Annotated in this window: 9 protein-coding genes; 5 read left to right on the plus strand and 4 right to left on the minus strand. The window is 41.0% G+C overall.

Features of this window, described 5'->3' with window-relative positions; translation table 11 throughout:
- Positions 1-455 precede the first annotated feature (455 nt).
- Positions 456-1,889: a GTP-binding protein gene (locus PN471_RS02440; protein ID WP_271775515.1), complete on the plus strand. Its 1,434-nt coding sequence runs from the start codon at positions 456-458 to the stop codon at positions 1,887-1,889.
- Between the two features lie 92 nt (positions 1,890-1,981).
- Here PN471_RS02440 and PN471_RS02445 read toward each other — a convergent pair whose 3' ends face one another.
- From PN471_RS02445 to PN471_RS02455, 3 genes are all read right to left on the minus strand, one after another.
- Positions 1,982-3,688: a diflavin flavoprotein gene (locus PN471_RS02445; RefSeq protein WP_271775516.1), complete on the minus strand. Its 1,707-nt coding sequence runs from the start codon at positions 3,686-3,688 to the stop codon at positions 1,982-1,984.
- Between the two features lie 188 nt (positions 3,689-3,876).
- Positions 3,877-5,601, minus strand: a complete 1,725-nt coding sequence (locus PN471_RS02450) for a diflavin flavoprotein (protein ID WP_271775517.1) — start codon at positions 5,599-5,601, stop codon at positions 3,877-3,879.
- 419 nt (positions 5,602-6,020) lie between these two features.
- The gene (locus PN471_RS02455) at positions 6,021-6,617 is read right to left on the minus strand and encodes a hypothetical protein (protein ID WP_271775518.1); all 597 of its coding nucleotides are present in this window, start codon (positions 6,615-6,617) and stop codon (positions 6,021-6,023) included.
- A 95-nt stretch (positions 6,618-6,712) separates the two neighbouring features.
- Here PN471_RS02455 and PN471_RS02460 point away from each other — a divergent pair, with 95 nt between their 5' ends.
- Both PN471_RS02460 and fabG read left to right on the plus strand, forming a co-directional pair.
- Positions 6,713-7,477 carry a pantothenate kinase gene (locus tag PN471_RS02460; protein WP_442867125.1) on the plus strand — a complete coding sequence of 255 codons (765 nt, stop codon included), beginning with the start codon at positions 6,713-6,715 and terminating at the stop codon, positions 7,475-7,477.
- A gap of 79 nt (positions 7,478-7,556) precedes the next feature.
- Positions 7,557-8,297 carry a 3-oxoacyl-[acyl-carrier-protein] reductase gene (gene fabG, locus PN471_RS02465; RefSeq protein ID WP_271775520.1) on the plus strand — a complete coding sequence of 247 codons (741 nt, stop codon included), beginning with the start codon at positions 7,557-7,559 and terminating at the stop codon, positions 8,295-8,297.
- A gap of 131 nt (positions 8,298-8,428) precedes the next feature.
- On the opposite strand, the gene PN471_RS02470 is transcribed toward fabG, so the two are convergent.
- Positions 8,429-9,508, minus strand: coding sequence for an MraY family glycosyltransferase (locus PN471_RS02470; RefSeq protein ID WP_271775521.1), 1,080 nt, complete (start codon positions 9,506-9,508; stop codon positions 8,429-8,431).
- Between the two features lie 162 nt (positions 9,509-9,670).
- Between PN471_RS02470 and groL the strand changes: the two genes are divergently transcribed.
- Both groL and PN471_RS02480 read left to right on the plus strand, forming a co-directional pair.
- Complete coding sequence (gene groL, locus PN471_RS02475) at positions 9,671-11,362, plus strand: chaperonin GroEL (protein ID WP_271775522.1); 1,692 nt, start codon at positions 9,671-9,673, stop codon at positions 11,360-11,362.
- Between the two features lie 336 nt (positions 11,363-11,698).
- Positions 11,699-12,439, plus strand: coding sequence for a dienelactone hydrolase family protein (locus PN471_RS02480; protein WP_271775523.1), 741 nt, complete (start codon positions 11,699-11,701; stop codon positions 12,437-12,439).
- Positions 12,440-12,448 lie beyond the last annotated feature (9 nt).

A 12,448-nucleotide genomic window follows, 5' to 3' on the forward strand; every position in this document is an offset into this window, starting at 1 on the left:
AGTAGAGTAACGTAAATAATTAAAGGTTTGTAGTAAGGTCTTTAGACCTGAAAGTAGGGCTAAAGCCCTAACTACGAGCCAATTTCAGAATCTGTTAACTTACTTAACATAGTTCTATTTATTTTTGTCTACCTACTTAGATAACTAGCAACTTGAGTTATTAGACATCTCCAAAAAAGAATCTGAAACCCTTAACCTGTCTAGGTGAAAACCCAATTTCTGGAGATGTCTATAGATAAATCCCCAATTAAATAAGTGTCTGAAAAGTCTAATTTATTACTTGCAATGGCGATTAGAAAGAGGCCTCCGGCATCTTTCTAATCGCCGGAAACTTTTCAAACAACCTCTGAGGAATAATAAAATATCGGACATAGAAATTACTGAATTATTGAAGTGCGAAATGTGGGTTTATGCTAGTGTAACTTTTAATTACTCCCTGTTTTTCGCTTTCTAAAATGAACACTATACCCGAATCCATCTCCAATTGGGAAGAAGAATTGGATAATGCCATTTTTACCTTTGACGATATTCAAGCTGAACTTAACTACAAACAAGCCAAAAGCGCACTACGAAATCTAGTTAACAATCTTGACCTTTCCCCTGTTGAAAAATCAGGCTTAGAAGCAGAAATTCATGATTTAGAAACCATGCTAGATAAACTAGAAAGCATGGTAGTCCAAATTGCTGCTTTTGGGATGGTAGGACGGGGTAAATCTTCCCTTCTCAATGCTTTAGTTGGTCAGGAAGTCTTTGTTACAGGTCCTCTACATGGTGTTACTCGTGATGCACAAACTGTAAATTGGAGTATTAGTGAAGCGGCTTTAGGAACTTTAAAAGCCACATTACCCAGCAATGGTCAATCCCAAGTTGAATTAATTGATACTCCTGGATTAGATGAAGTAGACGGTGAAACTCGCGCAGCTTTGGCTGAACAAATTGCCAAGCAAGCAGATTTAATTTTATTTGTAATTTCGGGAGATATGACTAAGATTGAACAAATAGCATTATCCCAATTACGAGAAGTAGGTAAACCGATTATTTTAGTCTTTAATAAAGTTGATCAATATCCCGAAACTGACAGAATTACAATTTATGAAAAAATTCGAGATGATAGAGTGCGGGAATTAATTTCACCAGCAGAAATCGTCATGTCCGCAGCTTCACCGTTGGTAAGAATGGCGGTACAAAATCCTGATGGTACTAGAGGTATAAAACTCCAAAAAGGACAATCACAGGTTGACGAATTAAAATTGAAGATATTGGAAATTCTGCACCATGAAGGTAAGGCATTAGTAGCTTTAAATACTATGCTTTATGCTGATGCTGTTAATCAGCAATTGGTACAACGTAAACTGATAATTAGAGAAGAAAATGCTAATCAGTTAATTTGGAAAGCAGTTATTACTAAAGGATTAGCGATCGCCCTCAATCCTGTTACAGTAGTGGATATACTCAGCGCCGTAATTATAGATATCTCCTTAATTTTAGGTTTGTCCAAGCTTTACGGTATCCCCATGACCGAAACCGGTGCAGTCAAATTACTCCAAAAAATCGCCCTGAGTATGGGTGGTATCGGTGCTAGTGAACTATTAGCAAATTTGGGTTTAAGTAGCTTAAAAACCCTACTGGGTATCTCTGCAACAGCAACCGCCGGCATGACAATCGGACCCTATTTATCCATAGCCATAACCCAAGCAGGAGTAGCTGGAGTGTCTTCATACAGTATCGGTCAAGTTACCAAAGCCTATTTAGCCAATGGTGCAACCTGGGGACCAGATGGACCCAAAGCAGTAGTTAGTCAAATTCTATCAACTTTAAATGAAACTTCAATTTTAAACCGGATTAAAGATGAATTGCTAATTAAAATTAGACTCAGAAAAAAAACATGAATTTTGAGCAAATTTCTAGTAGGATGTGTTAGCGACAGCGTAAGGCACCATCTTTATTGTTTATTTAGGTGGGGCAATGCCCACCATGTTGTTTAATAATAACTCGCGGATTTGCGATGATGTACTGCTGTGACACCATCTTGATTTAAGACTTTACCATCATCAACAGTGGCATACACTAACCAATGATCACCTGCTTCCATCCGGCTCTGAACAGAACATTCCAGATACGCTAAAGCACCATTGAGAATAATTCCGCCATTATTGGCTTCTTGAGTGTCCAAACCAGCAAATCTATCTTGTCCAGGGGCGTAGATTTTCATAAATTGCTTACGAATTTCCTTGCCTTCCGCCAAGATATTCACAACGAATTTGTTATTTGTATAGGATAGGGATTCCATAGCCCGTTCTTTGGCTACCGCAATAGTTAAACCAGGCGGATTAAAACTGGCTTGTGTCACCCAAGAGGCTAACATTCCCGTTTTTACTTCACCTTGAGTGGCTGTAACTACACACAAAGAACCAACAATCCGCCCCACTGCTTGTTCCACATTAGTAGCAGGTTGTCTAGCCACAACTGATTTTTTGGCGGCGCGTTTCAATGCTTGGGCGAAATCAGTTCCCGCTTCTTCGCAGGTTTGTAATGTGACTTGATTGGGTTTGAATTTAACGCGAATGGTCTCAAAACCAAATCTGTATCCCGCGTCTTTGAGTTTACTTTCAATTAAATCAACGGCTTCTCCACTCCAACCAAAAGAACCAAATACACCGGCTAATTGATTGTTAGCAGCAGTAGAGAGGACAATTCCTAAAGCTGTTTGCACAGGTGTGGGTGCGTGTCCACCTAAAGTCGGAGAACCTATGACGAAACCGGCGGATTTTGCAATTGCGGCTTTGATTTCTTCGGGTTCGGTAAATTCGCAGTTGATAGATTCGACACTGACACCGGCTTTGGTGATGCCGTGAGCGATCGCCTGTGCTAAAGTTGCAGTATTGCCATAGGCAGAAGCATAAATTAAAGCCACTGTCATATCAGCGGAAGTTTGCTGTTTAGTCCATTCCCGATAGCCTTTGGTAATATCAATTAAACCATAGCGGACTATTGGACCATGACCAGTAGCATACATTCGCACTGGCAAATCTGCTAATTTCTCTAAAGCCGTTTCGACTTGTTTAGCGTGAGGTGCCATTAAACAGTCAAAATAATAGCGTCTATCTTCGTTAAATACTTCCCAACCTTCATCAAAAACTTGATCTGAGCAAATATGCGCTCCAAATAATTTATCAGCAAACAAGATTTCTGTTTGTGGGTCCCATGTACAAAGTTCGTCAGCGTAACGGGGGTTAGGTGTGGGAATAAATTGTAAATGATGTCCTTTTCCTAAATCTAGGGTATCTTCTCCCCGCATGACCAAAATTTGTAAATCCTGATTTTCCAAAGCAGCGCGTAAATTTATCGCCCCTGGGTTAGAACAAACAAAGGTAATTTGGGGTGCAATTTCCAGTAAAGCTTTTAACGTCGCAGCCCGGTTAGGGTTAACGTGACCAAGGATCACATAATCGAGATTTTTGACATTAAACCGCTGTTGTAAGGCTTGGAGATAAATTTCGGTAAAAGTTTCGCCAGGGGGGTCAAGCAGGGCATTTTCATCGCCTTGGATGAGATAAGAATTAGCTGTTGTTCCCTTGGCTAAAGCATATTCAATTTCAAATCTTAATCTTGCCCAACTGCGCGATCGCAATACTATGGTATCTGTACCAATGGGCAATATTTGTACATCACGGGGTTTAGTGGTCATTGGTAATTGGTTAAGACTTACATAAGTGTCACGGAATAACGAACCACAGAGGCACAGAGGTCACGGAGAAATGAGGGTTTGAGAGATATTTTGCATAAGTCCTATTTATTGGTAATTGGGAAAAACTTTTACCCCTCTCGTAAGGTAACGAGGAAGTTCCCCTATTCCCTATTCTCTGTTCCCTTTTTTTAATAGTGGTTTCCTACTTTGCGGTGGTGTACTGCTGTCATGGCATCGGGATTTGATACTCTACCGGCGTAGGCTGTGCTGTATACTGCCCAATGATCACCACAGTCCATGCGGCTGATGACTTCACATTCTATGTATGCTAGGGCATCTGTAAGTATAGGTGCGCCATTTTCCGCCGGTTGGGTTTTCACTCCTTGAAAACGATCTGCACCGGGGGCAAATCTCTTTAAGAAGTGTTTCATTAAGGGTTGATAGTTGCCTTCTTCGAGTATATTCAGAACGAAGCGATCGCCTACTTGCATCAGTGATTCTATGGCTCGGTCTTTGGCGACGGCGATGGAAAAGCCCAAGGGTTTGAAACTGGCTTGACTGACCCAGGAAGCTAACATGGCGCTGGATACGTCGTCTTTTTTGGCTGTGATAATATATAAACCGCCGCTAATTCTGCCCAAGGCTTTATCTAAATCAGCACCGAGAGATTTCATGGCTTTGATACTTTTGTCTCTTGTCACCCATTGTCCTAAGTCTGTCCCCGCTTCTTCACACTTTTTATAAGTGTTAGCTGTGGGTGTTTCCCGAATTTCAATGACGGGGAAAGCGACATTTAAGCCTAAAGCCCGGAATTTATTTAATATGGGATAGGTAGGTTCATCATCTCCTCCACCGGTTTCAAAAATGCCAATGGCTTGTTTTTCTTTGGCTGAACCTAAAACGGTGCTGAGGGCAGCTTGAATGTTAGAATTAGCTGATACTGGAGGCATTCCTACTACTAAACCTGTACAACGTCCTACCAGTTCCCGCAGTTCTTGTAATTCGTGAATACTGGCTAAGTCTACTATTTCCACAGCGACACCGGTTTTTGTAATCCCGTTAGCGATAGATTGGGCTATTTGCGTGCCAAACCCGTACTCGGAGACGTAAAATATCCCTACAGGGGTTTCGGCTTTGGTTTGTCCTTGACTCCAACTGCGATAACGTCCGGTTAATTCCTCAACATTATGGTATAATAGCGGTCCGTGTCCGGTGGCAATTATGCGAATTGTTTTCAATTCTGCCATGCGCTTCATTGCGGAAAGGACGGAACGGGCATTTGGTCCCATTAAACATTCGTAGTAATATTGAAAATCGGCTTCTATTGCTGCTAAATTGTCATCAAAGGTACTTTCTGAGCAGTAATGTAACCCAAAAGCGTCGCAGGTGTAGAGAATTTGGGTTTTGTGGTCAAAGCTGAAAATGGTATCCGGCCAGTGTAAATTAGGAGCGATGACAAATTCAAATTCATGACCATTTCCTAAATCTAGGCGATCGCCATTTTTAACAATTTTCCGGTTAAATGGTTGATGTACCATATCTTCCAAAAACTGAATTGCCACTTTTGACGCAACTACAGTGATATGAGGCGCGAGTTGTAACAAGTCTTTTACTAACCCGCTGTGATCTGGTTCAGTGTGACTAACAATTAAATAGTCAATATCTTGGGGATTAATTAAACCCGTGAGTGTATCAAAATAAAGTTGGCGAAATTTTTCATGGGAGGTATCAACCAGGGCGATTTTCTCACCCCGAATCAGAAAAGAGTTGTATGTCGTGCCATTTTGTAAACCAAATTCAATATCAAAGCGATCGCGGTCCCAATCTAAAGACCGAATTGCGGTAGTATCTTCACTAATCTCTACAGTATTTATAGTCAGACGCTTTTCTAGTTTCTCGGTAAGCAATACCATAACGCCCCTCTTTAATAAATTGAGTATTTATGCCTTTCCCCTATTGTGGCACAGGTTGAATATTAATTTTTATTAAAAAACCTATAGCTAAGTTAAGAAAATTAAATTGGTAATTCCCCATGCCAATGGGTATGATTCATAGATGAAACCCCATACTTAATGAATAGTAAAACTTATTTACGTATATTAGAGGAAATTACTGGGGGATTTTACAACAGATTGCATATTCAGGTACAGAATCTAAGTAGGACTTACGCACAAGTTACGGAATAATGAACCACGTTCGCGAAGCGTGCCGAAGGCATAGGAACGAAGAGAACGAAGAAAAGAGGGTTTGAGAGATATTTTGCGTAAGTCCTGTCTAAGTTTAAAGCCAGACACCAAGTTAATTTTCCTCATGACTCCTGCTATATATTAAGTCATTGGACAGCGCTCGCCAAAATTCCCAAAATCTTATTGACATCATTTAAGAAATACTCAGCTAAATCAACCTGCACTCTTGTACCCGACAACTTTAAAAATTTCCAAATTTCTCCTGTAGTTACCACTCCATAAATTTCTGTATCTTCATTTCCTTCCCGTTGATTAAATAAAGTAGCTGCATACATTTCGGCTATACATTGACCCAAACCCCCTTTAATATTTTCCTTCTTTGCTTCCACAATTACAATCACAGGCGTATTAATTAATAAAAACTCAGAAGAACGACTAATGAGAAAATCACAATTTCCACTTAAACCCTGACTAGGTTCAATATTAAATTCTACTCCAGAAAATAAACTAATTTGATTAAAGAATTTCTTAGTTAGTTCTAATAGAATCGGTGCAATAATCATCTCTGAACGAGATTTTTCTGTATTACTAGCTAAAGCAAAAGGCACATTATAAGCTAAAGTTTCTTGTAAATATTCAGTAATCGGTAATGGTGCAACTTCGGGAAAGATATTTTCTCTAGTAGAAATATTGAGATTCAATGTTTTTTTGACAGTTTCTAACGTAAAATCACTGTAAGACATATTTTTATTAAAAAACCTATAGCTAAGTTAAGAACATCAAAACTGTGAGCAATAATTCCCCGTCAAAATACCAACAGCGTCTTTCTATAGTCCTTATGGTTGGTAATTCCCGTCTCCATTGGGCATTATTCATAGATAAAACCTTATACTCAACTGGGGACACATTTCATTTACCTGAATCTATTATCCAACAATTAGCTGAAGATCCCACCTTAGATAATTGGCTGACAGCAATTTCTTTACCTACCAATCTTCCCATTATCCCAGATTACCCCATTCCCCTGATTCTTGCTTCTGTCGTTCCCAGTCAAACCGCACTGTGGCAAACTTACCCCCATCTTAACATTATTACCTTAGAAGATGTACCATTACAGGAAATGTATCCCACATTAGGAATTGATAGGGCTTTAGCTGTCTGGGGTGCAGGAAAACTATTGGGATTTCCCATTTTAGTAATTGATGCGGGTACAGCATTGACTTTCACAGGTGCAGATAATCATCAATGCTTTGTTGGTGGGTCAATTTTGCCGGGTTTAGGGTTACAATTTGCTAGTTTGGGGCAAAAAACCGGACAATTACCATTATTAGAAGCCGAGTTAATGACAACTTTACCATCACGTTTTGCCATGAATACATCAGATGCAATTCAAAGTGGAGTAATTTACACTTTATTAAGTGGGATAAAGGATTTTATTGAAGCTTGGTGGCGGTTATTTCCTGAAAGTCAGATTGTGATGACTGGTGGTGATAGTAATTTATTGAAAACCTATCTTCAGCAACAATTTCCAGATATAGCAAACCGAATAATTGTAGATAATAAATTGATATTTCAGGGAATTGGCAATATATTAATTACGTAAATTACTATTTGGGCAACCGTGAAGAATTACGCTGACATAGATAATTAGCGCGGTGTTTCCAGAAATTGAGGAAAATCAGATGAGTTTATTAAAAGATCAGGTGGCAATTGTCACAGGTGCATCACGGGGAATTGGTAGAGCGATCGCTATCCAACTAGCATCCCAAGGTGCAAAAGTAGTTGTTAACTACGCTAGTTTCAGCACCGCAGCAGATGAAGTAGTCGCAGAAATTGCAGCAGCAGGAGGAGAAGCGATCGCTCTCCAAGCAGATGTTTCTCAAGAAAATCAAGTAGATACACTCATTAAAACCACCTTAGAAAAATTCCAGCGAGTGGATGTCTTAGTCAACAATGCAGGTATTACCCGTGACACCCTCCTATTAAGAATGAAATTAGAAGAATGGCAAGCAGTCATAGACCTTAACTTGACTGGTGTATTTCTATGTACAAAAGCCGTCAGTAAAATTATGCTCAAACAACGTTCCGGGCGGATTATTAACATCGCTTCCGTCGCTGGACAAATGGGCAACCCTGGACAAGCCAACTACAGCGCCGCCAAAGCCGGAGTAATTGGCTTTACCAAAACAGTAGCCAAAGAACTCTCTTCTCGTGGCATCACCGTCAATGCCGTTGCCCCTGGTTTTATTACCACCGACATGACCAGCGATATCAAAGCCGATGGTATCCTGCAATATATCCCCCTGGGGCGATTTGGTAAACCCGAAGAAATTGCCGGCATGGTGCGCTTTTTAGCATCAGATCCCGCCGCCGCCTACATCACAGGGCAAGTACTTAACGTTGATGGCGGTATGGTGATGTAATGTGTCAGTTGTCAGTTGTTAGTGGTCAGTTGTAAAATTCCTGTTCCCTCTTCCCTTTTCCCTGTCACCTGTTCCCTGTCACCTGTCACCTGTCACCTGTCACCTGTCACCTGTTCCCTGTCACCTGTCACCTATTCACGGATCATTCTTTGCCCCAGGGCAAACCCTAACAGCAAGATAATACCGGCAGCAGTAGCCAGCATTACTGGTAAACTCATACCCTGAACTTTCATTGCCAGCAAATTACAACCTAAAGTAATTGACCACAAAATAAAAGCCGCATTCCGTTGGGATAGTCCCCAAGCCAACAAGCGATGATGGATGTGGTCTTTACCAGGTGTACTCAGAGGGTTTTTTCCTGCCATAAGCCGGCGAACAAACACTTGAGTAGTGTCAATAACTGGCAACAGCAGAAATAAAACCGTCGGGATTAGGGCATAGATTGTATTTAATTGGAGTTTGCCTAAAATGCTGGTCGCTGCTAAAACATAACCAAAAAAGTATGCACCAGCATCACCCATAATGATGTGTGAGGGGTGAAAATTATGGCGTAAAAAGCCCAGTGCCGCCCCTCCCAAAGCCGCTAAAACCAAAGTAGCAGCAGCGCGGTTATCAAACTGGGCAGACACGCCTAACAAACTGATAGCAGTAATAAAGCTGATACCACCTGCTAAACCATCCATCCCATCCATGAGGTTAACAGCATTAGTGATCCCCACCACCCACAGCACCGTTAACGCCATAGATAAAAGAGAATCAATGGGTGTACCAAAGGCAACTTGGATGCTAATCCCATTACCAACCAACAAAAGTGCTGTTGTTACCTGCGCCCATAACCGCACAGACGGAGGTAAGCCAAATTGGTCATCAATAAAGCCCACCAGAACTAAAATTGAACCACCGAGGAGAATCGTTAAGACCTGAGCTAAAACCCCTTGCAGTTCAATCGGCCGCAAGAGACTAGCTAAGACCAAAGCCGCAATTACCCCCGCGTAGATTGCCAAACCTCCCGCATTAGGTAAAGGTTCTTGATTCAATCGTCGAGCGTTGGGTTGATCTGCCCAACCTACCTCTAAGGCAAATTTACGAATTGTGGGAATTAACCGCCAGGTGACAACCAAAGCTAATAGAAAGGTAAATACTACAGCTAACCAGCCGGAGCCGCTAGGGTCAGCAATGCCAAGGGATTTAAGGGAGTTGGCTAAGTTCATCTGCTCCCAATATAATCATTAGTTTTATGGTCAAACATAAGTATCAACTGTTAGTATTAATCAATTTTGGGATTTTGATTGTTAATCTAAATTGGAGAAAGGGATTAGCACTCTTGGTCAGTGAGTGCTAAATTGTCTAATGGAAGCAATAGAAAATAAAACATGACTAAGATTATTGCATTTAATGAAGAATCACGGCGTGCTTTAGAAAAGGGTATTAACGCCCTGGCAGATGCAGTGAAAATCACCTTAGGTCCAAGAGGTCGTAACGTCCTATTAGAGAAAAAATTTGGTACTCCCCAAATTGTTAACGATGGTATCACTGTTGCTAAAGAAATTGAATTAGAAGATCCTCTAGAAAATACTGGCGCTAGACTAATTCAAGAAGTGGCATCAAAAACCAAGGATATAGCTGGTGATGGGACTACCACTGCCACAGTTCTAGCACAAGCCTTGATTAAGGAAGGGTTAAAGAATGTAGCGGCTGGGACAAATCCCATGAGCTTAAAACGGGGTATTGATAAAACCGTTGAGGCGCTGGTCAAGGAAATTGCCAATATCGCTAAACCTGTAGAAGGAAGTGCCATTTCTCAAGTTGCTACAGTTTCCGCTGGTAATGATGCAGAAGTTGGACAAATGATCGCCAGGGCGATGGAGAAAGTGACTAAAGACGGTGTGATCACCGTTGAAGAATCTAAATCCTTCACTACTGAACTAGAAGTGGTAGAAGGAATGCAAATTGATAGAGGTTATATTTCTCCCTACTTCATCACCAACAACGAACGGATGACAGTAGAGTTTGAAAATGCTCGCATCCTGATTACCGATAAAAAAATCAGCAGCATTCAAGATTTAGTTCCCATCTTGGAAAAAGTTGCCCGTTCTGGTCAACCTTTATTAATTATTGCCGAGGATGTAGACGGTGATGCTTTAGCAACTTTGGTTGTAAATAAAGCACGTGGTGTATTAGCGATCGCAGCCATTAAAGCCCCTGGTTTTGGCGAACGTCGCAAAGCTATGTTAGAAGACATTGCCATTCTCACCGATGGACAAATGATTTCTGAAGACATTGGCTTAAGCTTAGATACTGCCACTTTGGAAATGTTGGGAACTGCGGAAAAAATCCACATTGACAAGGAAAATACCACCATTGTGGCTGGTAATGCTGCTAAACCAGAAATCCAAATTCGGATTGAGCAAATTCGTAAACAGTTAGCCGCAACTGACTCCGACTATGATACCGAAAAACTCCAAGAACGCATTGCTAAGTTAGCTGGTGGGATTGCCGTAATTAAAGTCGGTGCCGCCACAGAAACCGAACTCAAGGACAGAACCTTGCGGATTGAAGACGCACTCAACGCCACCAAAGCCGCAGTAGAAGAAGGTATTGTTCCTGGTGGTGGTGCAACCTTAATTTATCTATCTACCAAGGTAGATGCTATTAAAAACAGCCTCACTCCTGAAGAAAGAATTGGCGCTGATATTGTTAAGAAAGCTTTAGAAGCACCCCTGCGGCAAATCTCAGAGAACGCTGGGGCCGAAGGTTCTGTCATTGTTGCCAGAGTTCGAGAAACTGATTTGAATATCGGTTATAACGCAGCTACAGGCGAATTTGAAGACTTAATAGCTGCTGGTATTATTGATCCTGCGAAAGTGGTTCGTTCCGCTTTACAAAATGCTTCTTCCATTGCCAGTATGGTTCTAACCACCGAAGCCATTATTGCCGAAAAACCTGAAAAACAATCCGCTGGGGCCCCTGATGGTGGCATGGGTGGCATGGGCGGCATGGGTGGTATGGGTGGTATGGGCGGTATGGGCGGTATGGGCGGCATGGGCGGCATGGGTATGTTCTAATTTGCCACGTTACCAAATCCATAATTTATAAATAACCGAATAACCCACCCCTAAACTTAGTAAGGGTGGGTTTTTTTAACCGTTATAGCAGTATGCACTTGAATGAGATACAGTCAGCAAATCGTCAAGCCTGTAGGGGCGCAGGGCCTGCGCCCTCGATTATATTGCACCAAGCGTGATTACCGCTATATTAAGTACCTCAACAATAATTGCACGTTTTTTTAATAAACAGAAATTCCTATATTCCTTTTGCCTGAACATATTATTTAATCAAAATTTACTGATGATTATTAAATCCGCAGAATTACAAATTACCACATTACTAAAATATGAGAAATGCAAATCCTCAAACGCAATATTGAGTTAAAAGTTGATGATAGTTTAATGCGGGTTTATGTGGCATCTCCCAAACCAGCAGGTAAATATCCAGGAATTGTTTTTTACAGTGATATTTATCAATTAGGTGATGCCATAATTCGGTTAGTTAATTATTTGGCTGGATTTGGTTATGTTGTCGCAGCACCGGAAATTTTTCACCGCATTGAACCGATAGGTTCTGTAATTGAACCTAATGATCTTGGGAGAATGCGCGGTAATGATGATGCCCGACGGACATTAATTTCTGAATATGATGCTGATACTCGTGCGGTAATTGATTTCCTCAAAAACGACAGTTCAGTTATTGCTGATCAAATCGGCACTTTGGGTTTTTGTATTGGTGGACATTTAGCTGTGCGTGCTGCTTTTGAAAGGGAAATTGCAGCGGCTGTTTGTTGTTATCCGACAGGTATTCCTAGTGGTAAATTAGGTAAAGGTGTGGCAGATACTATTCACAGATTCGCAGAAATTAAAGGAGAAATGTTGTTAATATTTGGAACTGAAGATCCACATATTTCTGAACATGATAGACATACGATAATTAATGCTTTGGAAGATGCTAAAATCCATCATCAATTTTTCGCTTATGAAGCCGAACATACTTTTATGAGAGATGACGGTTATCGTTATGATCCTGTTGCTGCTACTTCCTCATGGTCACAAATTATTGCTTTTCTAGAACGGAAATTTAGAAGATAATTATAAGGG

Source organism: Aphanizomenon sp. CS-733/32, assembly GCF_028330045.1.
In the GTDB taxonomy this organism is placed as follows: Bacteria; Cyanobacteriota; Cyanobacteriia; order Cyanobacteriales; family Nostocaceae; genus Dolichospermum; species Dolichospermum gracile.

What these genes read in the sequence shown, in the direction of transcription:
- PN471_RS02480 (WP_271775523.1), top strand. Translation starts at nt 11,699, where the DNA reads ATGCAAATCCTCAAACGCAATATTGAGTTAAAAGTTGATGATAGTTTA.
- PN471_RS02460 (WP_442867125.1), top strand. Translation starts at nt 6,713, where the DNA reads ATGGTTGGTAATTCCCGTCTCCATTGGGCATTATTCATAGATAAAACC.
- PN471_RS02440 (WP_271775515.1), top strand. Translation starts at nt 456, where the DNA reads ATGAACACTATACCCGAATCCATCTCCAATTGGGAAGAAGAATTGGAT.
- PN471_RS02445 (WP_271775516.1), bottom strand. Translation starts at nt 3,688, where the DNA reads ATGACCACTAAACCCCGTGATGTACAAATATTGCCCATTGGTACAGAT.
- PN471_RS02450 (WP_271775517.1), bottom strand. Translation starts at nt 5,601, where the DNA reads ATGGTATTGCTTACCGAGAAACTAGAAAAGCGTCTGACTATAAATACT.
- fabG (WP_271775520.1), top strand. Translation starts at nt 7,557, where the DNA reads ATGAGTTTATTAAAAGATCAGGTGGCAATTGTCACAGGTGCATCACGG.
- groL (WP_271775522.1), top strand. Translation starts at nt 9,671, where the DNA reads ATGACTAAGATTATTGCATTTAATGAAGAATCACGGCGTGCTTTAGAA.
- PN471_RS02470 (WP_271775521.1), bottom strand. Translation starts at nt 9,508, where the DNA reads ATGAACTTAGCCAACTCCCTTAAATCCCTTGGCATTGCTGACCCTAGC.
- PN471_RS02455 (WP_271775518.1), bottom strand. Translation starts at nt 6,617, where the DNA reads ATGTCTTACAGTGATTTTACGTTAGAAACTGTCAAAAAAACATTGAAT.